This is a genomic window from Bacillus sp. 220_BSPC (assembly GCF_001054655.1).
GTDB lineage: Bacteria > Bacillota > Bacilli > Bacillales > DSM-1321 > Peribacillus > Peribacillus frigoritolerans.
The window spans coordinates 1-25801 of sequence record NZ_JVPL01000201.1 but is presented as its reverse complement, the minus strand read 5'-3'; the positions used below and the strand labels follow the sequence as shown (position 1 = coordinate 25801).

Sequence of the window (25801 nt, the reverse complement as noted above, 5' to 3'; positions counted from 1 at the left end):
CTTCATTCCTCCATCATCTTGAACATTTCACCTAATACTCGTATTTCGTCTAAAATGTCCTCTATGTGTTCAAGCCTTGTCATTGGGTTCAATAGTGTCATTTTTAAATATACCTGTCCTTCAAAACGTGTTTTTGCTAAAAATGCCCGTCCGCTTTTCAGTAATTCCTGCTGAATCTGTTTATTTAATAGATTGACTAACTGATCGCTTTCTCCTTCGGGATTATAACGGAATACAACCGCATTCAATTCAGGGGCTTTATTCAATACTGTGAATCCTTCCTCTTTATCGATCTTCACAGCCACCTCACGTGCAAGGTGACAAGTATAATCGATCATTTCGGCAAAGGTATCCAGTCCAACGACCTTCAATGACATCCAGAGCTTCAGTGCGTCGAACCTTCTCGTCGTTTGAACCGATTTATTGACTAAGTGAACCATGCCCTCCGCTTCATCTTCCTGTGGATTCAAGTAATCTGCGTGATGCTGGATATATTGAAATGAGTTGCTGTCAGAGACAAGAAAAGCACCACAGCTGATGGGTTGATAGAATAATTTGTGAAAATCAACCGTAATCGAGTCGGCCCGTTCAATACCGCTGATTAAGTCTTTGTAATCCTTACTTAAAATCATCGCGCCTCCATATGCAGCGTCCACATGCAGCCATATCCCATTCTTCCTTGCAGCTTCGGACAACTCATGTAATGGATCGATTGAACCAAAATCCGTTGTTCCGCAAGTTGCAACGATGGCAAATGGCAGTAATCCCTGTTTCTCCAAAAGCAGCAATTGATGATTTAATTCGTCTATGGACAAACGGTGATTTGCATCCGTTTTGATCGTGATTACAGCCTGTTCTCCAAGCCCCAGCTGTGCCGCTGACTTCCGAACCGTAAAGTGGGCAGCCTCTGAGCATAAGATCCGCAATTTACTCGCCTCGACCGGCAAGCCATGCTGTTGAACGTCAACACCCCAGAATTTCTTACAATATGCGTCCCTAGCCAATAGCAGGCCCATATAATTAGATTGGGTTCCACCGCTTGTGAAAATCCCATCCGCTTGTTCCGGTAACCCTACCTGGCTGCAAAGCCAATCTATTAAACGCTCTTCAACGAAGGTTGCCGACGAGCTTTGGTCCCATGAATCCATGGATTGATTCAACGTACCGATAACCATTTCGGCAGCAACGGCAGGTATTAATGTCGGGCAATGCAAATGTCCGATACAAGCAGGGCTGTGTACATTGATGCTGTCGTTAATAACAAACTCTGCCAGCTCATCCGCCACTGCTTCCAGTGTCTCCCCTTTTAGGGAAGCGGGGGACCGCCCGCTTAATCTTGCTTCGATTTCATACGGTTTTTTCCCAGAGTATGGTGAATGATTCCCTTTTAAAAAGTTGGTCAGCTTTTTTTCAATGATTTTCAATGACTGGCTGTAGTTATTGAAGCCTTCTTCGTTATTCAAGAACATCCGGGAATAAGCAAAGTCCGTTTTATTTATCGTTTCGATCATTGATCATTCACCCTCTTGCAACAGCTGCACGAACAGCTTGTTCAAAAATTGCAGTGGCCTCGCGAAGCTGGGATTCCGTTACGATCAATGGAGGCAAGAACCTCACTACACTTCCATGTCTGCCGCCAACTTCCAGAATCAACCCTCTTTGAAAACATTCCTGTTGAATGGCACTGGCAAGTTGCGAATCAGCAGGATGGCTTCCATTCGCATTTTGCGGTTCTTCATGATTGATCATTTCTACTCCGACCATTAATCCCCGGCCCCTGACATCGCCGATCTGCTTAATATCTTTTTGCAAATCTTTAAGAATATCCTTTAAGAGTTCTCCCATTTTAGCGGCATGCTCCACAAGATTCGTCTCTTTCATGAATTTTAAAGTCGCTGTTCCTGCTGCCATCGCCATTTGATTTCCGCGGAACGTACCGATATGTGCACCTGGTGACCATAGGTCCAGCTCTTTGTTATAAATCACCACCGATAATGGAAGACTTCCGCCTATTGCTTTGGATAGGACAAGAACGTCCGGGACGATTCCTGCATGTTCAAAGGCAAACATCTTCCCTGTACGGCCGATACCTGATTGAACTTCGTCGATAATAAGTGGAATGCCCTTCTCTTTCGTTATTCTTCTGATTTCCTTAAGCCATGGAATTGGAGCTGGTATGGAACCTCCCTCGCCTTGTACTGCCTCCAAAATCATCCCTGCAGGTGCCAATAATCCTGATTCGGGATCATTCAATAGATTTTCGATATACTGGCTGCTGATTTTATGGCTTTCTTCTCCCCCTACTCCGAAGGGACAGCGATATTGATAGGGATACGGAAGGAATTGCACATCTGGCATTAACCCTTGGATTTTTTCCTTTGGTTTTGTATTGCCGCTGATTGACATCGTTGCATGCGTTGCCCCATGGTAAGCTCCCTGGAAAGATAAAATGCTTCTGTTGCCTGTCGCTGTCTTAACCAGTTTAAGTGCTGCCTCGATGGCATCTCCGCCAGTAGGGCCGCAGAATTGAATTTTTGCATTTTTTCTGAATTCCTCTGGCAGGCATTCAAAAATTTCATCGACGAATTGTTCTTTGATCGGCGTCGTAAAGTCCAATGTATGTAAAGGACGTTTATCCTTAATAACTTTTTCCATCGCTTCAAGCACTGCCGGATGATTGTGTCCGAGTGCTAATGTTCCAGCCCCGGCAAGAAAATCAATATATCGTTTTCCATCCATGTCTGTCAGGTAAATTCCCTCCGCCTGATCGATCGCCATGGGTAATCTTCTAGGATAAGATCGGGCATTTGATTCCCTTGTATTTTGTTGTTCCAGTAGTTGGTCATTTTTCGTAAGCGTGTTCGTTATCATAGTGAACCTCCATGTATTGAATTAATTGAGAATAATTATCATTATCGTGTAACCTATTCTAATGATAATGATAATTATTCTCAATGAGTAAATTCACTCATTTTTCTTCTAGTAAATTCCAATAAAATTAAGAAAAGGTTAAAACTGGGGCCTACTCTCTATTAATCTATTGAACATAAAATTGTTGTTAAGGTTTTATTAAGATTCTGTTTATAAGCTGAATGCAGTCAAAAATCAAGGAAAAGGAGGAACAACAATGAATGGTTTAAAGGGAAGGCGGGAACTCAAACATGCAATCACCAAAGCTGATTGTCATTTATTAAGAAAAAACCTGCAAAACTTCATGAGGCTTGATCCGCATGGGCTGGATGGGAAATATTTAATTCGAAGTGTCTATTTCGATAACTTTGACAATAAAATCCTGCGGCAAAAAACAGAGGGATTTTATCACAGGGATAAGTTCCGGGCTAGACTTTATGATCTTGATACCGATTTCATCAATCTAGAAAAGAAGAGTAAGCGGAATAACCTTACCTATAAACAGAAGTGCAGGCTTTCTGCTAGAGAATACGAACGGATTCGTTCAGGGGATATACATTGGATGTCCGGGGATTCAAGGGATATCCTTAGGGACTTATATGTTCAAATGACCCTTTTCCAAATCAAGCCGACAACCGTCGTTGACTATGAAAGGGAGGTATTCATCTATGAATATGGAAATGTGCGGGTCACCTTTGACAGTAATGTGAAAACGAGCTATAGGGATACGGACTTCCTGAATCCCGAATTAATCATGGTTGATGCTTTAGACCCAGATTGTGTCATCCTGGAAATAAAGTTCGACGAATTTCTTCCGGATATCATCAAACAATTGTTATCCATCATCGATACTAGAAAAACAGCTTTTTCAAAATACCAATTAAGCAGAAGATACGGCTGATTGCAGCAAACACATAATATTTGGAGGAATAGTAAATGGATACGACGACAACTAGCACCACTTTTAATGATATTTTCAAATCAAGCTTTTTGGACAAGACCGAGAGCTTTTCAATCATTGACTCCCTAATTGGATTACTGTTGGCATTTGCCATCGGATTGTTCATTTACGTCATTTATAAGAAGACCTTTTCCGGCGTGATGTACTCACATAACTTCAATATTTCCCTGATCATCATGACAATGGCCACTGCTTTGATCATCATGGGCATATCAACTAATATCGTTATCTCCCTTGGTATGGTCGGTGCCCTCTCCATCGTACGGTTCAGAACGCCTATCAAAGATCCCATGGACTTGGTCTTCCTATTCTGGGCAGCAGCCTCCGGGATTTTATGCGGGGCAGGCTTAATTCCACTGGTTATCATCGGTGCCATTTTAATAGGTATTGTGATGCTCATATTTGCCAACCGGATCACAGTTGAAAATCCATTTTTATTAATCGTTAAATATTCAGATGCATCCATTGAAAAAACGTTGGAAGAAATGATATCCAATAGGGTGAAAAGGCATTCCGTCAAATCGAAATCAGTCATGGCCGATAATAACCTCGAAGTGACATATGAAATTCGGTTAAAGGATAATGATGCGGAATTCATTAATCAAGTCAAGGACATGAACAGCGTTCACTCAGCCATCATGTTAAGTTATGATGGCAACTTCACAGCTTAAGAGAGATGGCGGACATGAATATCCATGCCCACCCCTCTATATAGACTACCTGAGGAAGGAGCCCTGGCATGTTAAAAACAAGATATGTTGCAGCGACCATTGGATTATTGATAATGATTTTTATAGCAGTGCTGTTCTTCCTTCCCAATCTTCAAGTTGAAAAAGCCACTAAAGGGAACACTTATACAGAATCTGTATTTGACCAAAGTAAGGTGACAACCGTTGATATAACATTGGCTGATGAGGATTTGGATTCCATCCTGGATAACCCCTCTGAAAAGGAAATCGTTAATGCCGATGTGACGATAGATGGGGAGACGGTTAAAAATGTGGGATTTCGCACCAAGGGAAACCTTTCCTTGAATTCCGTTGTTCAAATGGGAGATTCCGATCGTTACAGCTGGAAGATAGACTTTGATTATTATCAGGAAGATCAAGATTTACACGGCCTGAAAAAGTTGGCCCTTAACAATAATTACAGTGACCCAACTTATATGAGAGAATACCTTTCCTATGAATTAATGGACAAGATGGGCATAGCGACTCCCGGACATTCCTATATGTACGTGACCATCAACGGAAAGGAATGGGGCCTTTATCTAGGGGTGGAAGCTATAGAAGAAACCTTTCTAAACACCAACTTCACTGATGGCACAGGCGATCTCTATTATCCGGATGGTACGGGAAGCGATTTAAAGTGGATCAGCGAAGACATTGGTGACTACACGGGATTAAACTTGAAAACAAACGATAATTCGGACCAATCCGCCATGATCAAATTGCTTGATAGCATCAATAATGGTGGAAATCTGGAGGAAGTCCTGGATGTCGATGAAATGCTGCGCTATTTCGCAGCCAATACTGCCCTTGTCAACCTCGATCACTATCAGGGAGATAAAAAGCACAACTACTACCTATATGAAGAGAACGGAGTCTTTTCGATATTGCCTTGGGACTATAATATGTCATTTGGCGGTTATTCCGGAGGCGGCGGGCGACGGGCCGGCGCATCTGACCAAGAAACCGCTGACCAAAATGATGGAACGGCGGTTGAGGGTAACGACGATGACACTAAGCAGGATGACAAGGAAGTCCTTGGAGGGGCACCGAATATGAACGGTGGCGGAATGATGGATATGAGTTCAAATTTCATGAATGAAAGTAATATCAACTTCAGCATTACCGAGCCTGTTTCAGGTACGGCCCTTGAAGAGCGCCCTTTATTGAATGCCCTGCTTTCCAACGACGAGTACCGTGAAAAATATTATGATTATCTAAATGACATTGCCACAGATTTTTTCGCTGAAGAAAATATGACAGCAATGACCACTGAAATTTCAACATTAATCACACCTTATGTGAAAAAGGACCCGACCAAGTTTTATACAATGGACGAGTATACAGAAGCAACGTCAGGCAAGGAAACTTTGGTTGACTTCGCTGTCCAACGTGCTGAATCGATCTTGGCGCAGCTTTCTGGAGACCTGGTTGTGGAGGCCGAGACAGAAAGCAGTATGGGCGGCGGGGCTCCTACTATCGGCGATGATGCAAATGCAGGCCATGAGCAGCAACCAAACATGGGCGGCGGCGAAAATGGGGCTGCCATGCAGCCCCCTGACATGGACCGCGGCGGGAATGGTGCACCTCCTGGTATAGACGGGAACATGAGCCAAAAGGGGGCAGGCAACAGCAGCTCCTCCAAAGATACGATCATTCTATCTTCCGTGCTCCTACTCTTATTAATCGGTGCAATGGCTTTCGCCCACTTCTTTAAACGAAGAGGTAAAAAAGGATAGTAGACTTACGAAAAATTGAGGTATCCCAAAATTCGGGATGCCTTTTTTGAATTGGCGTATAGCCTTTTTCGGGTTATTCCTCCACATTTGATTAATTTTTAACTGCTAATCAATATAAAATACCCTTATTTGGTATAAAATAGTAAAATAGAGAGGTAAATGAACCTCAATCAAGAGGGTTATTCACTTGTTTATCATTTGATTTTAGTGGGTAAAGAATTCCATTATTACTTTATCCGATTGCATTAGTTTCACTTTTTTTAAAATCGGGTCGGTGTCAGGGGGGAAACGGATGAAAAGAAATCATACGATGATGCAATTTTTTGAGTGGCATCTTGAGGCAGATGGTTCTCATTGGGACAGATTGAAATACGCAGCCTCCAAGTTAAAGGATATAGGAATTGACTGCGTTTGGCTTCCGCCAGTTACCAAAGGGCAATCCGTTGGGGATAATGGATATGGAATATATGACGGTTACGATTTGGGCGAATTTGACCAAAAAGGAACAGTTCGTACCAAATACGGGACCAAAGATGAATTGCTGCAAGCAATAGCCACTTGCCATAACTACGGACTTTGCGTTTATATTGATTTAGTCATGAACCATAAAGCAGGAGCTGATGGAACCGAAAAATTTGAAGTGATTGAAGTCAATCCAAACAACCGGATGGAAGATATCTCAGAACCATTTGAAATGGAAGGCTGGACAAAATTCGATTTTCCGGGCCGTAAAAATAAATACTCTGACTTTAAGTGGAACCATACTCATTTTAATGGTACAGACTATGATGCCGAAAACGACAAAATGGGTGTATTTCGAATCACAGGCGAAAATAAGCACTGGAATCCGCATGTCATCGATGAATTCGGAAACTATGATTATTTAATGTTTGCCAACATCGATTACAGCCTGCCGGAAGTTCGTCAGGAAATGATTAGCTGGGGAAAATGGATGGTTGATACGTTAAAGTGTGATGGTTTTCGTTTGGACGCCGTTAAGCATATCGATTATGAATTCATCAATGAATTTCTCCAAGAACTCATTCCATATACAAAGGAACATTTCTTCATGGTCGGCGAATTTTGGAAGGCGGATGTTAAAGCTTGTCAAACTTACTTGGAGCAAACCAATCATGACCTCAACTTGTTCGATGTTTCCCTGCATTATAAATTTCATGAGGCCTCAAAAGCAGGAGCAGACTTCGACCTCTCAACCATCTTTGATGATACCCTCGTCCAAACCAATCCGGCACAGGCCGTCACTTTTGTCGACAACCATGACTCCCAGCCTCATGAATCACTGGAATCTTGGGTAAAGGACTGGTTCAAACCATCGGCATATGCACTTACCCTGCTTAGACTTTGCGGTTATCCGTGTGTCTTTTACGGGGACTATTATGGAATCGGCGGACCTTCTCCCGTGCCTGGGAAAAAGGATATCCTGGATCGCCTACTATATGCCAGGTATGAAAAAGCTTACGGAGAACAGACCGACTACTTTGATGATCCAAATACGATAGGATGGGTCCGGCACGGAGTTGAAGAACTAGAAGGCTCGGGGTGTGCCGTCATTATCTCCAATGGAGATCACAACAGTGAAAAAAGGATGTTCGTCGGTGAACATCGTGCTGGTGAAATCTGGATTGATTTAACTTGTCATAAAGATGACCACATTACCATTGAAGATGATGGTTTCGCTACCTTCCCCGTTCATGGGAAAAGCGTTTCCGTATGGGCCTTGAATAATCCACTCTAAAAAGGGATGGCAAAGAACGGCATGTCGCTTTCAGATATGCCGTTCTTTGCTGGTGACACCGCCCTTGAAGATTTGAAATAAAGATAATTTTTCCATTTTAATTAATCATGGTAAGATAAGGGAGAAAGGAGTTGAAGGAAAAGTGAAAAATGAAATCATTGAAAGATTCACTTCTTATGTGAAAGTGGATACCCAATCAAATGAGGAAAATCCCTCATGCCCCTCTACACCCGGACAGCTGACATTGGCAAATGCATTGGTCAAGGAACTTCAATCCATTGGGATGAAGGAAGTGACAATGGATCAGAACGGCTATGTCATGGCAACCTTGCCAGCCAATTCAAATAAGGATGTCCCGACAATCGGTTTCTTGGCCCATGTCGATACAGCAACGGATTTCACCGGAAAAGATGTAAAACCGCAAATCGTTGACAACTATGATGGTAAAGATCTTACTTTACATGAAAAATTGGATGTCATTCTTTCACCTGATGATTTTCCTTCGCTTAAGAACTATATAGGGCATACCTTGATTACAACGGATGGGACAACCCTGTTGGGTGCAGATAATAAGGCTGGAATTGCCGAAATCATGACTGCCATGGATTATTTGATCCAGCATCCGGAAATCAAGCATGGAAAAATCCGTGTTGCCTTTACTCCCGATGAGGAAATCGGCAGGGGACCCCATAAGTTTGATGTAGATGCCTTTGATGCCCAATTTGCCTACACCATGGACGGTGGCCCGCTTGGAGAACTTGAATATGAGAGCTTCAATGCAGCATCGGCCAAAATCCTGATCAAAGGGACGAATATTCATCCTGGAACGGCTAAAGGAAAAATGGTAAATTCAGCAAAAATCGCCATGGAATTCCATAATGAGCTCCCAGCGGCAGAAGCACCGGAATATACGGAGGGTTACGAAGGATTTTATCATCTGCTTTCCTTTCATGGTGATGTGGAAGAGACCAAACTTTCTTACATCATCAGGGATTTCGACCGCCAAAAATTCAATGAACGCAAGGAATATATAACAAAAGTAATCGAGGATTTAAAAGAAAAATATGGGCAAAACCGAATCCAGCTCGAATTACACGACCAATACTTCAACATGAAGGAAAAAATTGAGCCCGTGAAGGAAATCGTGGATATCGCCCATGAAGCAATGGAAAAACTCGATATAAAACCGCAAATCTCGCCAATACGCGGTGGTACGGACGGATCTCAATTATCGTATATGGGCCTGCCAACACCCAACATCTTTACGGGCGGGGAGAACTTTCATGGAAAATATGAATTTATTTCCGTTGATAATATGATATTGGCCACTAAGGTGATCGTTGGCATTGCATCACTTTTTGAAGAAAAAGCAATATAGCTTGATACGAAATATCTATTGAATAAACCCCCAGACTTCAAGTCTGGGGGTTTTCAATAGATATTAAGCGCGTTTCCAGTGACGGTGCTTGGCAATTGCCTCGATAAAGGCAGAACCGCTATTTTTATCCGTAACAGCTACAATGCCTGAAGCTGGATCATTGGAAATGATACCTGCCTTCGATAAGATCTCGGCCCCTTCTTTTCCCACACCAATCGCTTTGAAATGATTGTAGGCTTCATCAACAAAGTAAATGGGTTCCTTGGATGCCATTAAAGCATCGACACTCCCCTGCCCCCCTGCCACATATACAGCATCGAAAAGTACCGAATCGGCTGTCAGGAATGTCTGGTTCACCTCGACCTGCTGCCCTTCAGAACTTGTAACCACTCCACGATTATGACTGATGAATTCAGCCGTTATACCTGCCGATTTAAATGATTCCAAGACTTGATTAACCTCTGAACCGTTGAAACCATCTGCAGCCAAGATAGCCACTTTTCTTGTTGCGGCCGTGTTCACTTTCATTTGCTCCTGGCTTAAAGCCGGAGAAGCCAAGTCCATTTGAACCTCACTTTTGTTGGCTGGAGGATTCACGCCCACTCCCATGGCGATCGTTTTGGCCAGTTCAACATCCACATTGCTGAACATCTCGACAATTTGCTGCTGAACATCCTTACTTTTCACTTTTCCCACTTCAAAGTGGAAAGCCTGAATAATATGCTCCTTCTCCACTTCCGTCATGCTATTCCAAAATAGTTTAGCCTGGCTGTAATGATCCTTGAAGCTTTCACTGCGCTGCCGGACCTTCCTGCCATCGACCTTCTCCTGATAATGTGCATAGCCGCCTTCCCCTTCCGCAGCAGGTTCAGGAGAGTTGCCTGCAAGGGAATTTTTGTGGTAGCTGACCGGCCCTGGATTTATTGACATCCGGTGCATGCCATCGCGCTGATTATTATGAACGGGGGCAACCGTCCTATTAATCGGTAGCTCATGGAAGTTCGGTCCTCCCAATCTGGATAGCTGGGTATCGGTGTATGAGAATAAACGTCCCTGAAGCAGCGGATCATTTGAAAAATCAATACCCGGTACAACATGCCCCGGATGGAAAGCTATCTGTTCCGTCTCTGCAAAAAAGTTATCCGTATTTTGGTTCAAAACCATTTTTCCGATTATTTTAACCGGGATTTGTTCTTCCGGCCATAGTTTAGTAGGATCAAGGATATCAAAGTCGAATTTGAATTCATCTTCCTCCTTAATCATTTGGACGCCAAATTCAAATTCAGGATAATTCCCGGTATCTATCGCTTCCCATAGATCTTGGCGGTGAAAATCGGGATTCTTCCCTGCAATTTTCTGTGCCTCATCCCAGACAAGGGATTTTACTCCCAGTACAGGCTTCCAATGGAATTTAACGAAGTGGGCCACGCCTTGTTCATTTACAAAACGGAATGTATGGACACCAAACCCTTCCATCATCCGGAAGCTTCTAGGTATGGCCCTATCAGATAGGTGCCACATGACCATATGTGCCGTTTCTTCATTGTTGGCGACGAAATCCCAAAACGTATCATGGGCAGATGCCGCCTGAGGTATTTCGTTATGAGGCTCCGGTTTAACCGCATGAATTAAATCAGGGAACTTAATGGCATCCTGGATAAAAAATACCGGAATATTATTTCCGACCAAATCATAGTTTCCTTCCTCCGTATAAAACTTTGTGGAAAATCCCCTTACATCTCGGACTGAGTCTGCCGACCCGCGGGAACCCGCCACAGTGGAGTAACGAACGAATACTGGTGTCTTCACTGAAGGGTCTTGAAGAAACTTGGCTTTTGTATATTCGGTCATCGGTTCATATACCTGAAAATATCCATGTGCCCCTGATCCACGCGCATGGACAATCCGCTCAGGAATACGCTCATGGTCAAAATGAGTCATTTTTTCACGAAAATGAAAATCCTCCATCAAAGTTGGACCACGGGTTCCCGCTTTCAAAGAATGCTCATCCTCAGAAACTCGCAAACCCTGGTTAGTCGTCATCTTTTTCCCATTATCGTCCACTCGATATTGATCCAGCTGCCGCTGCTTACTTTGCTCATCGATTCTTCCGCTTTCATTTGCTTTCGTCATCCCACTCAATCCCTCCATGTCTAAGAATTCAGATTAAATCGTGTTGTTTATTGTCTACAGGATCGTTGACTTCCACTTCAGGCACTCGCTTTCCGCGGGCGGTCCGTGTGCCTCCTCGGCGCCTTTGCGCCTGCGGGCTCTCCCCTGGACTCGCTTTTCCCGCAGGAGTCCCGCACCTTACGTTCCAATCAACTTTGTTTTAAAATTGGATAAATCCCTTTTTTCTACAAACAGATGTATTTATTGTTTCGAAATAATTGCATTATCCTTCCTCATATACCACTCTGTTTTGACGGTTAAACAGAATTTGGAGAAAGAATCTTAACCTCCTCATAAACAAAAAAACTACTATTTCAGTGAGGACGGATCATCTGTGAATAGGTCGAATTTTCCCTAGTTGGGTCGAATCATCTGTGTATGGGTCGAAAAGTTCCTGTCCCAAGTCATATAAAAAAGAAGCGGGAAGACCGATTTTCGGTCTTCCCGCTTCTTTCATTCGACATCTTTAGTTCTTAAAGGCCTCTGAAACCTTCAAAAGCTTGCCTTTCACTTTCGTATTTTTCATCACTTTCAAGACAAGCGGTCCCTTTTCATTCAATATTTCGACATAAGAAACATTATCCTGGATCGTAATGATCCCGATGTCCTCGGCATTCACTCCATCAATCTTTGCGATGGTTCCGACAAAATCCACGGCCCTGAGTTTCTTTTTCTTGCCGCCATTAAAATACAGCTTCATGATTTGTTTATTCAATTGTTCACTTTTATCTTTTTTGATTTTTGGACGGGCTTCCAGTTTGGCTTCGAATTCCATTTTTATATCGGAAACTTCCTCTTTAGATGGAGCAGTCATCTTAGGGATTTCAAAACCGATATATTCTTGGATCTCGGTAAGGAATTTGTCTTCGTACGGCGTCACAAAAGTAATGGCTTTTCCTTTTTTACCGGCACGGCCCGTTCTTCCCGTTCGATGTACGTAACTTTCCTTTTCCAATGGCAGGTCATAGTTAATTACATGGGTTATATTGTCGATGTCAATTCCACGGGCAGCAACATCTGTTGCAACCAAATAGCGGAATTCACCTCTTCTGAATTCATTCATCACTGCAAGGCGATCCTCCTGAAGCATGCCGCCGTGAATCATATCACACGGATATTCCAGTTCCAGCAGCTGTTCACATACTTGATCCACCCTATCTTTCGTCCGGCAAAAAATGATGCAGCTATCGGGGTTTTCCGTGATGGTTACGTCTCTAAGCAGGGAAAACTTATCATCTTCTTTCACTTCTATAAGGGCATGTTCAATTTTCTCCGTCGTTAAACCCTTTGCTTTGATTTCAATATCCAAAGGATCTTTCATATATTGCTTGCATAGTTTTTTTATACTCTCAGGTAATGTGGCAGAGAACAGCATGGTTACTCTATCTTTCGGAAGCTCCTTAATAATGGCTTCCACTTGTTCGATGAAGCCCATATTCAGCATTTCATCCGCTTCATCAATAACTAAATGAGTTAAGCGTTCCAAGGCGAATGTCCCTTTCTCGATATGATCCAGAACACGCCCCGGGGTTCCGACGACTACATGGCTTTTTTGTTTCAATTCCGCTTTTTGCAGTGCGAATGGATGCTTTCCATAAACGGCAGTAGCCTTTATCCTCTTAAATCTGCCAATATTCGTAATATCCTCTTTTACCTGCACGGCGAGCTCACGTGTCGGTGTTAAAATAAGCGCCTGAGGCTTATTCTCTTCCCAATCGACCATTTCGCAGATCGGTATGCCGAATGAAGCGGTCTTGCCGCTTCCTGTTTGCGATTTAACGACAAGATCCCGCTTTTTCAGCGCCACTGGAATCACTTCACGCTGTACTTCGGTTGGACGTTGATATCCCAAGCTTTCTAATGCCCTAACAATTTCATCGCTTAATGTATAATCAGTAAAATTCAATTCATTCATATAACAGCCTCTTTTGTTGTTTAGTATGTTGCTTTATTGTTCCCATAATCGTAATTTCCTTATACAGAGTTCTATTATACGCGATATGCATCGATAAACCTTGTAATATCCAAATTCAATTGTTCTATTTCTATATAATGAAACGTCCGTCTTCATTGAAACAATGTCTTCAGGGCCCCATGATTGAAGTTAATCAAAATGGACCCTGCTTCTTCCAATATGCTAAAATATGTATGAAATTGCGGAAATAAAGGGCGTATATTCCAAACCGATGGCCAAAAGGAGGACTCATTTATGATAATCGTAACGAATAGAATCAGAGTCAAAAAAGGGATGGGTGCAGTCATGGCCCCAGGATTTACTGCACCAGGACCACTTGATACGATGGAAGGCTTCGTAAAAGTTGAAGTATTATTAACGCAGAATTTGACGGATCACGATGAACTGAGCGTTAATATGTACTGGGAAAACCTTGATAACTTTACGGCTTGGAGAAATAGCGATGCATTCAAAGCTGCACATAAACGGCCTGAATCAGGTTCCGGCGAAGCAAAAAAAGAATCTCCAATTCTAGGCAGCGAGCTTACAACGTATGAAGTCGCCTCGGTAAAGGAAATAGCTAAATAATGAAATCACACAAAAAAGAGGCCGCAAAATATGCGTCCTCTTTTTGTTTTTTCTTAATGAATTTACTTAGCTTCGGCTTTTTTGATTTGTTTACTTCTAAGCTGACCGCAAGCCGCATCAATATCCGTTCCATGTTCTTGGCGGATTTTACAATTGATGCCTCTCTTTTTCAGCGTATCATAAAACGAGAGAACGGACTCTTTATCACTTCTTTGGTATTGGCTATGCTCATCTACTGGATTATATGGGATCAGGTTGACATAGAGACGATGTTTTTTGTCATCAAGAAGATCGGCAAGTTGCTCGGCTTCTTCTTGATGGTCATTGACATCTTTCAATAGGATATATTCGATCGTAATTCTCCTATTCGTTTTCTCTAAATAATAATCAAGAGATTTCATCAATTTTTCTATGGGGATGCCTCGGTTTATCTTCATGATTTGTGTCCTGAGCTCATTATTCGGCGCATGCAATGAGATGGCCAGATTCACCTGTAATTGAGTATCGGTGAATTCATAGATCTTATGGGCAAGGCCGCTTGTCGAAACAGTAATGCGCCTGCCCGCGATAGCAAGACCCTTATGGTCCATAAGCACTTTCAAAAAGTCTAACATATTTTCAAAGTTATCGAACGGTTCGCCAATGCCCATTACAACAACATGGCTTACAACCTCACCTTGTTCCAATTTATCCAGATGCAGTTGAACGTTCATGATTTGTTCCACTATCTCCCCGCTGGATAAATCACGGCTTTTGGCCAATAATCCACTGGCACAGAAACTGCAGCCAATATTACAGCCCACTTGGGTGGTGACACAGACCGAAATTCCGTATTTATGTCTCATCATAACCGTTTCGATAAGGTTGCCATCCTGTAATTTAAACAGAAACTTGATCGTACCATCCGCTGCTTCTTGCTTTACGTGCTCAGTCAAAGTCTGGATGACAAAGTGCTCTTCAAGTAATTTTATGCACTCTTTATTAACATCCGTCATTTCAGAGAAACTCGTCACACGTGTTCTATAAAGCCACTCCCAGACTTGGGAAGCTCTGAATTTTTTATGGCCATGGTCCGTAAGCCACGCTGTCAATTGTTCGAATGTTAAACCATAAATGGACTCTTTATTCATTCGTTACCCTCTTTTCATTACAGTAAGATTTAATACTTTAACCCATTACATTAAGGGGACTCCCCCGGAATCAGTCTCTATCATTTATGATATGGTTCATTTCTATTTATCCGAAAAGCCCGATATATTTGCTCCACAAGAACCAATTTCATTAATTGATGCGGAAAGGTCATTTTCGAGAAGGAAAGGGCATAATCGCTTCTTGATAACACCTCTGTGCCAAGTCCAAGCGACCCGCCAATAATAAAGGCAATTTTGCTCTTTCCATAGGTGGCGAGCTGATCCATATGAGTGGCCAGCTGTTCTGAAGTAAGCTGTTTTCCATTGATCTCAAGCGTTATTACGTAGGTGTCCGGGCTGACTTTGGCCAGGATTCGTTCACCCTCCTTTTGCTTTACAATGTCCATGTCCGCTGTACTCAGGTTCTCCGGAGCCTTTTCATCCGGTACTTCCACAAGTTCTATATTAGCATAGGCGCTTAACCTTTTTGTATATTCAGCAATTCCTTGCTTTAAGTATTTTTCCTTTAGCTTGCCAACAGTAATAATCGTTATTTTCATATATATCCTCTAGCTTTCATTATGTTTTTACTATCAATTGTTGGATTTGCCTACCTATTATCATACCTTACAGTGACCTATAAGCAAAACAAGCATATCCTTTCCAATTTTTAATGCTTTTATAATAAAAACCGCTGCCCCTGAAAGCGGCAACGGTAACTTTCATTATTGAAGAATTCGGCTGGACTTAGTTCCAATCCGAACAATTATCTTGATTATTCGTACTACCAAATGCTTGGATCTAAACCATTCCACCCGCCGCTTTAATCTTCGGAAAATGTTAAGAACAGGTTAAGAACAGGTTACAAACATGTTATCCACAAAAGTTATCCACATATCCACAAAATCTATCCACATCTTGTATGGGAATATTAGTTCCCTACTAGATATATTGCCACGTTTCGACAATATTCACAGGTTGTTGATAACTGATTTTCTTCAGGAACAAGCGTTAAAACAGGATAGGTTTCACATTCGTATACCACTTCATCCAGCGCCATGTCCACATGTTCCTGACAGCAATATAATTTCATCTTTCATATCTCCTTTCCCATTCATTATTCCCAGTACTTCCATTCCCAATTATCCACAAGTCACTTGAGATCTTTAATTTCAGTATATATCCACAGGTAATCGTAACAAAAAATAAGAAAAGCGCAAGGAAATAGAAAGGACAGGAGGCATTTTCTGCCCCCTGTCCTTTTGTGCTTTAAATTTCGCTGCTTGAAAGCGTGACTTCCGTTGTTTCTTTCTTTCCGTCACGGTAATAAATGATTTTTACTTTATCACCGACTTGTTTTTCATTGTAAAGGTATTTTCTTAATTCCACGACATCATGGATTTTTTCGTTATCCATTCCAACTACGACGTCAAATTCCTTCAATCCTGCTTTGGATGCTGGAGAATTGCTTTGAACGCCTGTTATCGCAACGCCAGAAGTAACTTTCCTTGGCAGCTTTAATGTATTTTGTTGATGATATTGGGAAATTTCTTCTACAGATGCCAGGTTAACACCCAAGAAAGCACGTTTCACTTCACCAAATTCCTCTATATCATTAATAATCGGGATCACTGAATCGATCGGAATGGAAAGACCGATTCCTTCCACTGCATTTTCTGCAATCTTCATCGAATTTATTCCGATGACCTGCCCTGACATATTAACGAGTGCCCCTCCGCTGTTACCTGGATTAATCGCCGCATCGGTCTGGATGACCTCTGCATTCCAATCCACTTGTCCGTCCTCATTGATATCCACCTCTATCGTGCGCTCCAAACCGGAGATGATCCCTTGTGTGATCGACCCGGAGAATTGAAGGCCTAATGGATTACCAATGGCAATGACGGGCTCACCAGGTTTCAATTTGCCGGAGTTTCCGAATTCAGCTATGGTTTTGATTTTTTCACCATTAACGACAATGACGGCTAAATCTGTCCATGGGTCACTGCCTTGTAGTTCAGCTGGCAATTTAGTGCCATCACTTAATGTCACTTCAAGTTCATTAGCTCCTTCAATGACGTGATTATTCGTGACGATATAGGCCTTGCCCCCATCTTTCTTGTAGACGACTCCAGATCCTGTGCCGGCTTCTGCCGAACTGTCCTCGGCGTTGCTCCCTTTACCCCAGAAGTTCGTTTCCTGAATGTTAGTGATGCCGACCACTGCGTCGCTGGCTTTATCAACGGCATTGGTGACGGCACTTGTTACATCAAGAGTAAGGTTTTGCTGGGACTGCTCCGTGGTCTTTCTCTCCGTTGATTTTTCCGTTGTTATTTCGTTTTCATCGTTATTTAACAGTCCGCTTCCCGGAAAGGCTAATAAAATAAGTAAGGCCCCGATGATGGCGCCCCCCAAGCCTGCTAGAAAATAGCTCGTATGGCTTTTTTTTCGTTTATTTTGGTTCTCATCATTCTGATCATAATAACCCAAGACCGCCTCATCCTCTCATTTTAGGAATGTATTATAGCAATTCTATTGTTTGGTATCCTCCCTCAATTATACTCAATTACCGAATTTTTTCTAAAAAAATGCATGCTTAATTTAATTTAAGGGGCAACATAAAATTGACTAGTATCAGCCATTTTCCTTTTACCTATACAGTTCTAACCAAACGATACCCCTTTTAATCCGATTCGTAACTTACGAATCGAAATTTTTAAAAATAAAAAAAGGAATGAACAAGGTATCCCTCATCCATTCCTTTCATTTATAATGTAACAAGTTCCGTTGGTCTTTTCGGATCAGTATCATATAAGGAAAATTGTTCACCCACGATGATCCCCTTTGTCTTTAACGTCTGTTCCACCGACATTCTTGCTAGATCCTTCATATTGTTATCAAGGCTTAAGTGGGCCAAGTAAATCCGCTTGGTCTTATCACCGGCCACTTCGCTCATTGCAAGGGCAGCGTCTTCATTACAAACATGTCCGACATCACTTAAAATCCGGCGCTTGATGCTCCATGGATATTTCCCCATCCTCAGCATGGACACATCATGGTTACTTTCGAATACATAAGCATCGGCATTTGAGATGATTCCTTTCATCCGATCGCTTACGTACCCTGTATCGGTAATGACCACAAGTTTCTTATCTTCATGATGAAAGACGTAAAACATTGGCTCTGCCGCATCATGTGAAACGCCGAAAGATTCTATATCAAGGCTGCCGAACGTTTTGACCTGTTCCATTTCAAATGTGAATTTTTGTTCGGTTGCAATTTCACCGATCGATCGCTCCATGGCATTCCATGTTTTTGCATTCGCATATATCGGGAGTTTATGTTTTCTGGCAACCACGCCAAGACCTTTAATATGGTCGCTGTGTTCATGGGTAACAAGGATACCGGATAGCTTCGACATATCACGGCCTATATCCTGAAACAATGCTTCCAGGGCTTTACCGCTTAAGCCGGCATCGACGAGGAATGATTGATCCTCCGTTTCCACGAAAAAGGCATTTCCTGTACTCCCGCTTGCGAGAACACTAAAATGCATTGTCATCTATACTCACTCCAGTATTTTTTCTTCTGTATTCAATTCAATGACCTCTCCATCAAAAGCATTCACGAAGAGATCCGTTTCGTCATCAATGACCACCCACCATGTTGGCACAAGTAAATGTGACACAGATGTCGTCTGCAGCGAATTGTAATATCCCAATTTTACATTCGTGACGTCGCTTTTGGGATCAATATCACCATTCTGATACAATGCTCCGATAGCATTTAAAGCAGATGTCAATACTTTAGGTTTATTGAATTTTTTGATCCCCTCTAAATACATCTGTTCATAGGAAACGATTTCACCCTTCTTGTTCAGATATAAAGTGACCTTCCCTTTACTATTATTATAAAACATCTTTTTATCTGCCACTTGATAGCAGGTGATGGTCTGGCTTATTTCATCATAGCTCCAAAAATGATACTCATTTCCTTTTAATATATACTCCTTCAGGAATATATCAAGGTCTGCAGCATTAATTTCCGCTTTCATGCCAACCGGTATCTTAAATGTACCCACAAGCTTCTTATCATCGATGATTTTTGCTTTTTGATTTTTCAGGTACTGTATATCTTTCTTCTCGAAAGTCTTGCTTTGGGCAATCAGGAATTGATCCGACTTTTGTTTCGGAAGTGGGGTTTCTATTGAAATCTCATCTTCTTTCAACAGTTCTTCCGTTGATGACTCCGTGAAACTTTCATATTGGGAGTCATTAATCTTTTCCAGGAATTGATAAAGAAGAAAAATATTCAAAACGAAGAAAACCATGATGAAAATCGACTTTGTATTATTCCAATCCACTTTGATCGCCTCCCGTATCTTCATCAAAAGGCACAATAAACCATTTATCGCCGATACAATAATACCAAGTGGGCTCGAGTGTAACTAGAGTTACAAGTTTGGAATCCAGGGATTTATTCAGTTTATAGCCAATCGAGATGTCCTCCACGCTTTTGAAATCGATATTACCTTTCGATTTCAGCTGATTAATTACTTCTTTGCCGCTTTGTAAAGTCTTTGGCGATCCTTCTGACGGGAGGACTGAGTCAAGTGAAAAGTATGGGCGGTCATAGCTATAAATTTCTTCTTTCCCCCAAATTTGCTCGATTTCTGTCATTCCAGATTCATTGAAGGTCGGATAACCATTTACGAATAAGCGGAATACCACTCGTTGTTCATTCTCCGACATATAGGCAAAGCGGTAATTGTTATTTTCCCAACCGGCATGATCATTGATGAAATCGATGCTTTTTTGCAAAAGGTCACTGGAACTGTCAAATAACTTTCTCTTTTGTGCCGGATTGATATAAGAAATTAAGTAATTCTCTTTATTGACCGTCATAAGTCTTGTTCCATCCGTATATTCCTCACCGACCGAAACCGATTCCTGGCGAACGAACTTCGGAAAACTAAATAACGCATTTTTCAAGTTTCCAATATCCAAATAGTCAATATAATATTCAAGTTTGTTGATTTCCACTGGGTTTTCCGGGACGAACAGCGTCCTTTTGCTGTTTATCGTTTCGGCAATGTATTCAGGATGCTTATCATAGGAACCCCTATAAAATGAATCCATGAAATTCCTTAGCTTTTTAGAATCGACCAAACCTTGATAAATCTCCTCTTGATCGTAGGAAACAAAATAAACGGCAGATTCATTACCGCTGATATCCTTTTGTTTAATGATGATTCGATCAAACGAAAATTCAGGCACTTCCTTATCCCTTATATTCAATACCGTTTTATAAAGAGAGATGGGGATATCATCGGAGAATACGATTTCAATCGACCCATCTTCATGGACAAAATCGTCAAATTTCCTTTGCAGCCTTTTTACGGATACCTCTTTTAAACCTCTGAAACGCCATTGTAAAAATTCATTTTCCATTTCATTGATTTCTGCCGGGCTGGAACTCTGGAAATGCTGCCCATTGCCATGGAAAAGGATACTGACTGGTTTAATGACATCACTGACAATCTGGACATCGCTTTTAATCTTTATAAATTCCGATGATTGTTCAAATGGATCATACTCAGGCTCGTACGTCCAAATGCTCCATGTCAAAAATATGCTTGTCCCAACCAAAATAATCAGTATGATACTTTTTGCACGTTCAAAATTCATGACCAATCATCCTCTTCTTCCTGTTCGTAAGGAAGTGTAAAGAACACGGTAGTTCCTTTTCCATCCACACTTTCCGCCCATATTTTCCCGCCATGCGCCACGACCATCTCTTTTGCAATCGCTAAACCAAGCCCTGTCCCGCCTAAGTTACGGGCCCTTGCTTTATCCACACGGTAGAAGCGGTCGAATATTTTATCAATGACGTTTTTCGGGATACCCACGCCTTGATCTGTAATGCTCACAATGATAAAGCCATCAGATGCCCTGACGCGGAAAGTCACTTGACCCCCTTCAGGTGAGTACTTTAATGAGTTGGAGATTACATTATAGAGAACTTGGGTGATTTTATCTTCATCAATATCCACAAAATAAGCTTCCTTCGGCAAATCACGCTTAAACGTGATGTCATCATTTTTCGACATTTCAAAACGATCGATGATGTGGTCGTAGAATTTATTAAAATTCACCCAGCCGGTTTTAAGCCTGTAATCTTTACTGTCCATTTTCGAAAGCTGTAACAGATCATTAACAAGCCTGATCATTCGCTCCGTTTCATTTTGGGTCACACTTAAAAACGATGGAGCGATTTCCTCGTCCTTCCATGCACCTTCAGCCAATGCCTCCAGGTAACTTCTCATCGTCGTTAGCGGAGTTCGCAGTTCATGTGATACATTGGCAACGAATTCCCTGCGTTCGCTCTCGATTTTTTCCTGCTCTGTTATATCATGCAAAACAGTGATCAAACCATTAACGAATCCCGTTTCCTTTTGAATGACCGAAAAATTCCCCCTCAAAATGAAAGGCCGATTTTTTTTGCTGTAATCAAGGATAATGGACTCTCGCTCTTCCAGTAAATCCTCAAATTTATATTCTTCTTCAAGACCCAAAACCTCAATGATCGGTTGGTTCATGACGGTTTCACTCGAAACATTCAATAATTGTGCCGCCGGTTCATTAATCAAGTTCACCCGACCGCGCCTGTCCGTTGAAATTACGCCATCCGTCATATTGGCAAGGACAGATGAAAGCTTACGCCGCTCTCCTTCTGTGCTTGATTGCGACTCTTGGAGTTTTTTGGTCAAATTATTGAAAGTGACGGCAAGCTGGCCAATTTCATCATCGCCATATACCCTGACTTTTCTGGAAAAATTCCCTTTTGCCATCACCAGGGCCTGTTTTCTCATATCAGACATGGGTCTGGTGATCGTTCGTGCGAGCAGGATCCCCAAGATGGCCGTAATGACCAAAGCGATGGCCGTACCCGTCATGAAGATGCTATTGATTTCATCCATCTGCTCAAAGACATTCTCCATCTCGGCTATTACATAGACGGCGCCAATGACCTCCCCATTTGCTTCAACGGGTGTCGAAAGGACCCAGAGCCGCCTGCCTGTTTTCTTATCGCGAAATACATCACTATCTTCTTTTCCAAAAGTGAGCGTATTCTTAATGAGGACCTCTGTCGTCTTCTTCCCTACAATATCCTGGTTACCTGGGGCTGAAGTTCCGATCACGCGTCTGCTGCGGGTGTCAATGACACGTACTTCCGAAATATCATTCGATGAATTATCCCGGTCTTTCAATATCGCATCAATCGCTTCTTCGAGGGTTGGATCTTCCTCTCCCCTCTCTTTTTCCATTTCTTCACCAATACTGTAGGTAAGCAGGTTAACGTGACCTTTTATTGATTTCGTAAAGTTCCCGACAAGATTTTCTTCCAATTCCCCAACAAAATATACCCCGATTATTTGCATCGCCACGAAAATGAGCAATACATAAATCAGAACAAATTTAAAATGAATTGAGCGGAAAAAACCAACCTTTTTCATAGAAACTACTCCTGTTCAGGGTTACGCAGGTAATAACCGACCCCTCTTCTAGTTACAATCCAGCCAGGATGGCTTGGATTGTCTTCAATCTTCTCACGAAGACGTCTGACCGTTACATCGACCGTCCGCACATCACCAAAATAATCATAGCCCCACACGGTTTGTAATAAGTGCTCCCTTGTCATGACCTGACCGATGTGCTTCGCTAAGTAATGAAGCAACTCAAATTCACGATGCGTCAATTCTATCGTATCGCCACGCTTGGATACCACATAGGCATCCGGATGGATAGTGAGCGTGCCTATCGTAATTTCCTTCGGTTCATTTTCTTGATCGGGAACCGGAACAGCTTGCTGACGTCTAAGGTTCGCCTTAACGCGGGCAATTATTTCCCGGGTACTAAATGGCTTTGTCACATAGTCATCTGCACCAAGCTCCAATCCTAACACCTTATCTATCTCCGAGTCTTTTGCCGTTAGCATGATGATCGGCGTCTCATACTTCTTCCTTACTTCCCTGCATACTTCCATCCCATCGCGCTGCGGCAGCATGATATCAAGTAAAATCAAATCAGGTTGCCGTTCTTCCACCATTTTGAGGGCTTCATTGCCATCATAAGCACAAAAAACCTCGTAGCCTTCTTTTTTTAGATTGAATTGTAATATATCAGCAATTGGCTTTTCGTCATCCACTACCAGAATCTTTTTATCCATGTACTTATCTCCTTTTTAATAACTGAACTGAATCTATTAAAAACCGTGTCCTTATCCGGGACCTTATTCACTTTTCCTTCTGCTTGCACAAAGCTTCGCAACCTAGTTTCAGCAAAGTTACATATATATACCCAATAAAAGGGGCTGAACACCGGAATGAAAGCAAATTGTCTCTATTCTACTTTATCATTTTATAGGCATTAAATCACCTTTTTCCTATTATTCTCATCTATTAATGAAGCAGAAGAAGTCTTCGAATAATTTTCGAAGACTTCCAGCGATTACTGACTTATATAGTTTAGCGGATTAACGAGAGACCCGTTTTTATATATTTCAAAATGGAGGTGGACACCGGTCGAGTGACCTGTTGAACCCATCATGCCAATTTTCATGCCTTTTTCAATCTTTTGTCCCGCTATTACATCTATTGAATCCAAATGGGCATACACTGTCTTATACCCATTATTATGATTGATCGTTATCTTATTTCCATATCCTCCGGAATTCCCGGCAGTTTCGATTATCCCATGATCTGCTGCCTTTATGGTCCTGGTGGCTGGCCGTGCAATATCGATACCTTTATGAAGTTTCCCCCAGCGCTGGCCCTGCTTACTGGAAATATAGCCCCCATCTGCAGGCCATGAATATGTACCGCTGCCCTGTGAAGGTATGACCTTGGTGCCTTTTCTGGTGATTTCCGTTTTAGCTTCTTCCGTGACTTCTTTTTTTACGATCGATTCACTGATTTTCTTTCCATTTGTTTCAGATACATTATAGGTGAACGCAAGAATCCCCTCATTCCCCATTTGTTCAGTAATGAGTTCGCCCTTTGGAAGTTCGTCATCCTCCTTCACTTCCTTTTCAAAAGGAATTCTCTCTTCCTTTAATACTTCTCTTTCTACCATTACGTTCACATAGGGGGTACGCTGGGTCACATAGAGACGCTCGCCCTCTTTAACACCTTTATCCTCATCCTGTCCCGGATTCAGCTCCAGCAGTTGATCCAGGTCCATATCATGGCTAGTGGCAATGGCTTCAAGATCTTCTTCTTCCTTAGCCTCATAGATCGTCGTTTCTTCCTTTCCTTCTTCTATCATGGAAAGGGTTTTATCGACACTCTTGATTTCGTCTGGATATACAATTGTCTCTTTAAACGTAACGGGAAGTGAAAATTCGATGTCCAGAATTCTGCTTCCTGGCTCTTTTAACGAATCGGCATCTTTTTCACTTTCTTTTTTACCTGATTCGTATTCAGCGTATTCCTCTTCATTTACATATAATAAAGTGATTTTCTCCAGAACGTCCTCTGCATCTTCCTTTGACGCAACATAAGCGACCGCCTGGTTATCTATGTCGATTTCATACGCCTCGGCCTTCACATTCAACTGATCCTGAATTCCCTTAACAGCCTGATCCTCTTTAACATCCTCATCGAATACCTCTTCAGGTACGAACTTCAGCTGTGTCTCCTTATCGAATGTAAAGTCAGGATAATCTTCCTGTGCTTCTTCTACCTTATCGGCTACGATGTTTTCGATTTCCGTTTCATCCGTCACACTGCCTACGAACTCATCATTAAGATAAACATGCTGTATGGTTGTAGTTTCCGGTATCCCAGCAGCAGTTACCCGATTGCCCGCAAGCACCAAAATGACGGAAACCATCAACAGGATGATTCCCTTTCCTTTTGAGCTAAACATATATTTTCCTCCTTAACGGCTCAGTCACCAATTAAGAAACTAATCAAATTTATTTGAGATTTATTAGTCCAATTTAAATATCCTGATACTTATGACTGATTTCTATAATGATTTTTATCACTCATAACTCTACCATATTAAGAAAAAAAACAAGAAACCGACTTCATAATGTAATAGAACTGTATAAATGGTGACAACTTGTACCAATAGATATGGTAATGGGGACAGTTCAATAAACTGCGGAAAAAGGAGTGGGCCTAAGCCCAGCAAGGGTAAAAGAGGGTTATATCCCGAATTGGCCGAAAATGGTATGTTACAAAACGTTAACAATCTATTACAAGATTTCATTCAGAATCCTCTGGGCACATAACAAAAAAACGCCCTAAAGGAAAGGCGTTTATACAAGGATGGCTCAGGACGGAATCGAACCGCCGACACAAGGATTTTCAGTCCTTTGCTCTACCGACTGAGCTACTGAGCCAAATATTCTATTTTAGAATAAAAATAAAATGGCGGTCCCGACGGGAATCGAACCCGCGATCTCCTGCGTGACAGG

20 protein-coding genes and 1 tRNA gene are annotated in these 25801 nt (G+C 42.0%); 6 read left to right on the top strand and 15 right to left on the bottom strand.

From position 1 onward, the window contains the following. Nucleotides 1-2 precede the first annotated feature (2 nt). Both ADA55_RS15740 and ADA55_RS15735 read right to left on the bottom strand, forming a co-directional pair. On the bottom strand, nt 3-1511 hold the full coding sequence (locus ADA55_RS15740) for a pyridoxal phosphate-dependent decarboxylase family protein (RefSeq protein WP_048685632.1): 1509 nt from the start codon (nt 1509-1511) through the stop codon (nt 3-5). Between the two features lie 7 nt (nt 1512-1518). After that, nucleotides 1519-2871, bottom strand: coding sequence for an aspartate aminotransferase family protein (locus tag ADA55_RS15735; RefSeq protein WP_048685631.1), 1353 nt, complete (start codon nt 2869-2871; stop codon nt 1519-1521). Nucleotides 2872-3127: 256 nt separating this feature from the next. Between ADA55_RS15735 and ADA55_RS15730 the strand changes: the two genes are divergently transcribed. From ADA55_RS15730 to pepT, 5 genes are all read left to right on the top strand, one after another. After that, nucleotides 3128-3811 carry a polyphosphate polymerase domain-containing protein gene (locus tag ADA55_RS15730; RefSeq protein ID WP_048685629.1) on the top strand — a complete coding sequence of 228 codons (684 nt, stop codon included), beginning with the start codon at nt 3128-3130 and terminating at the stop codon, nt 3809-3811. A 35-nt stretch (nt 3812-3846) separates the two neighbouring features. Further along, nucleotides 3847-4542, top strand: coding sequence for a DUF4956 domain-containing protein (locus ADA55_RS15725; protein WP_048685627.1), 696 nt, complete (start codon nt 3847-3849; stop codon nt 4540-4542). A 68-nt stretch (nt 4543-4610) separates the two neighbouring features. After that, on the top strand, nt 4611-6338 hold the full coding sequence (locus tag ADA55_RS15720) for a CotH kinase family protein (protein WP_048685625.1): 1728 nt from the start codon (nt 4611-4613) through the stop codon (nt 6336-6338). A gap of 292 nt (nt 6339-6630) precedes the next feature. Beyond that, entirely contained in the window at nt 6631-8094 is a 1464-nt protein-coding gene (locus tag ADA55_RS15715; RefSeq protein WP_048685623.1) for an alpha-amylase, read from the top strand. 142 nt (nt 8095-8236) lie between these two features. Next, nucleotides 8237-9472 carry a peptidase T gene (pepT, locus tag ADA55_RS15710; RefSeq protein WP_048685622.1) on the top strand — a complete coding sequence of 412 codons (1236 nt, stop codon included), beginning with the start codon at nt 8237-8239 and terminating at the stop codon, nt 9470-9472. A 63-nt stretch (nt 9473-9535) separates the two neighbouring features. On the opposite strand, the gene ADA55_RS15705 is transcribed toward pepT, so the two are convergent. Both ADA55_RS15705 and ADA55_RS15700 read right to left on the bottom strand, forming a co-directional pair. After that, complete coding sequence (locus ADA55_RS15705) at nt 9536-11605, bottom strand: catalase (RefSeq protein WP_048685619.1); 2070 nt, start codon at nt 11603-11605, stop codon at nt 9536-9538. 505 nt (nt 11606-12110) lie between these two features. Beyond that, a complete protein-coding gene (locus tag ADA55_RS15700) occupies nt 12111-13559 on the bottom strand; it encodes a DEAD/DEAH box helicase (RefSeq protein ID WP_048685618.1) in 1449 nt (482 codons plus the stop codon). Between the two features lie 294 nt (nt 13560-13853). On the opposite strand from ADA55_RS15700, the gene ADA55_RS15695 reads away from it, so the two are divergent. Next, nucleotides 13854-14186, top strand: coding sequence for a heme oxygenase (locus ADA55_RS15695; protein ID WP_048685616.1), 333 nt, complete (start codon nt 13854-13856; stop codon nt 14184-14186). Between the two features lie 62 nt (nt 14187-14248). On the opposite strand, the gene rlmN is transcribed toward ADA55_RS15695, so the two are convergent. The 11 genes from rlmN to ADA55_RS15645 all read right to left on the bottom strand — a co-directional run bounded on the left by rlmN (nt 14249) and on the right by ADA55_RS15645 (nt 25726). Then, nucleotides 14249-15316: a 23S rRNA (adenine(2503)-C(2))-methyltransferase RlmN gene (rlmN, locus tag ADA55_RS15690; RefSeq protein WP_048685615.1), complete on the bottom strand. Its 1068-nt coding sequence runs from the start codon at nt 15314-15316 to the stop codon at nt 14249-14251. 80 nt (nt 15317-15396) lie between these two features. Continuing rightward, the gene (gene rlmH, locus ADA55_RS15685) at nt 15397-15876 is read right to left on the bottom strand and encodes a 23S rRNA (pseudouridine(1915)-N(3))-methyltransferase RlmH (RefSeq protein WP_034316119.1); all 480 of its coding nucleotides are present in this window, start codon (nt 15874-15876) and stop codon (nt 15397-15399) included. Nucleotides 15877-16247: 371 nt separating this feature from the next. After that, nucleotides 16248-16409 carry a CxxH/CxxC protein gene (locus tag ADA55_RS27990; RefSeq protein ID WP_065310847.1) on the bottom strand — a complete coding sequence of 54 codons (162 nt, stop codon included), beginning with the start codon at nt 16407-16409 and terminating at the stop codon, nt 16248-16250. Nucleotides 16410-16585: 176 nt separating this feature from the next. Next, nucleotides 16586-17806, bottom strand: coding sequence for a S1C family serine protease (locus ADA55_RS15680; protein ID WP_048685614.1), 1221 nt, complete (start codon nt 17804-17806; stop codon nt 16586-16588). Nucleotides 17807-18083: 277 nt separating this feature from the next. Next, nucleotides 18084-18878, bottom strand: a complete 795-nt coding sequence (locus ADA55_RS15675) for an MBL fold metallo-hydrolase (protein ID WP_034316123.1) — start codon at nt 18876-18878, stop codon at nt 18084-18086. A 6-nt stretch (nt 18879-18884) separates the two neighbouring features. Beyond that, nucleotides 18885-19679, bottom strand: coding sequence for a two-component system regulatory protein YycI (locus ADA55_RS15670; RefSeq protein WP_048685613.1), 795 nt, complete (start codon nt 19677-19679; stop codon nt 18885-18887). Next, nucleotides 19666-21003, bottom strand: a complete 1338-nt coding sequence (locus tag ADA55_RS15665) for a YycH family regulatory protein (RefSeq protein WP_048685612.1) — start codon at nt 21001-21003, stop codon at nt 19666-19668. Before ADA55_RS15665 ends, ADA55_RS15670 begins: the two co-directional genes overlap by 14 nt. Next, nucleotides 21000-22832 carry a cell wall metabolism sensor histidine kinase WalK gene (gene walK, locus ADA55_RS15660; RefSeq protein WP_048685611.1) on the bottom strand — a complete coding sequence of 611 codons (1833 nt, stop codon included), beginning with the start codon at nt 22830-22832 and terminating at the stop codon, nt 21000-21002. Before walK ends, ADA55_RS15665 begins: the two co-directional genes overlap by 4 nt. A 5-nt stretch (nt 22833-22837) precedes the next feature. Then, the gene (gene yycF / locus ADA55_RS15655; RefSeq protein ID WP_034316131.1) at nt 22838-23545 is read right to left on the bottom strand and encodes a response regulator YycF; all 708 of its coding nucleotides are present in this window, start codon (nt 23543-23545) and stop codon (nt 22838-22840) included. A 281-nt stretch (nt 23546-23826) separates the two neighbouring features. Further along, the gene (locus tag ADA55_RS15650) at nt 23827-25245 is read right to left on the bottom strand and encodes a peptidoglycan DD-metalloendopeptidase family protein (RefSeq protein ID WP_048685610.1); all 1419 of its coding nucleotides are present in this window, start codon (nt 25243-25245) and stop codon (nt 23827-23829) included. 408 nt (nt 25246-25653) lie between these two features. After that, nucleotides 25654-25726: transfer RNA gene (locus ADA55_RS15645), tRNA-Phe, on the bottom strand. Between the last annotated feature and the right edge of the window lie 75 nt (nt 25727-25801).

Excerpts from the sequence above, each read along its gene's own strand:
- ADA55_RS15735 (WP_048685631.1), bottom strand. The coding sequence starts at position 2,871 with ATGATAACGAACACGCTTACGAAAAATGACCAACTACTGGAACAACAA.
- ADA55_RS27990 (WP_065310847.1), bottom strand. The coding sequence starts at position 16,409 with ATGAAATTATATTGCTGTCAGGAACATGTGGACATGGCGCTGGATGAA.
- ADA55_RS15730 (WP_048685629.1), top strand. The coding sequence starts at position 3,128 with ATGAATGGTTTAAAGGGAAGGCGGGAACTCAAACATGCAATCACCAAA.
- ADA55_RS15650 (WP_048685610.1), bottom strand. The coding sequence starts at position 25,245 with ATGTTTAGCTCAAAAGGAAAGGGAATCATCCTGTTGATGGTTTCCGTC.
- ADA55_RS15705 (WP_048685619.1), bottom strand. The coding sequence starts at position 11,605 with ATGACGAAAGCAAATGAAAGCGGAAGAATCGATGAGCAAAGTAAGCAG.
- ADA55_RS15665 (WP_048685612.1), bottom strand. The coding sequence starts at position 21,003 with ATGAATTTTGAACGTGCAAAAAGTATCATACTGATTATTTTGGTTGGG.
- ADA55_RS15740 (WP_048685632.1), bottom strand. The coding sequence starts at position 1,511 with ATGATCGAAACGATAAATAAAACGGACTTTGCTTATTCCCGGATGTTC.
- ADA55_RS15700 (WP_048685618.1), bottom strand. The coding sequence starts at position 13,559 with ATGAATGAATTGAATTTTACTGATTATACATTAAGCGATGAAATTGTT.
- ADA55_RS15695 (WP_048685616.1), top strand. The coding sequence starts at position 13,854 with ATGATAATCGTAACGAATAGAATCAGAGTCAAAAAAGGGATGGGTGCA.
- walK (WP_048685611.1), bottom strand. The coding sequence starts at position 22,832 with ATGAAAAAGGTTGGTTTTTTCCGCTCAATTCATTTTAAATTTGTTCTG.
- ADA55_RS15675 (WP_034316123.1), bottom strand. The coding sequence starts at position 18,878 with ATGACAATGCATTTTAGTGTTCTCGCAAGCGGGAGTACAGGAAATGCC.
- rlmH (WP_034316119.1), bottom strand. The coding sequence starts at position 15,876 with ATGAAAATAACGATTATTACTGTTGGCAAGCTAAAGGAAAAATACTTA.
- yycF (WP_034316131.1), bottom strand. The coding sequence starts at position 23,545 with ATGGATAAAAAGATTCTGGTAGTGGATGACGAAAAGCCAATTGCTGAT.
- ADA55_RS15725 (WP_048685627.1), top strand. The coding sequence starts at position 3,847 with ATGGATACGACGACAACTAGCACCACTTTTAATGATATTTTCAAATCA.
- ADA55_RS15720 (WP_048685625.1), top strand. The coding sequence starts at position 4,611 with ATGTTAAAAACAAGATATGTTGCAGCGACCATTGGATTATTGATAATG.
- rlmN (WP_048685615.1), bottom strand. The coding sequence starts at position 15,316 with ATGAATAAAGAGTCCATTTATGGTTTAACATTCGAACAATTGACAGCG.
- ADA55_RS15715 (WP_048685623.1), top strand. The coding sequence starts at position 6,631 with ATGAAAAGAAATCATACGATGATGCAATTTTTTGAGTGGCATCTTGAG.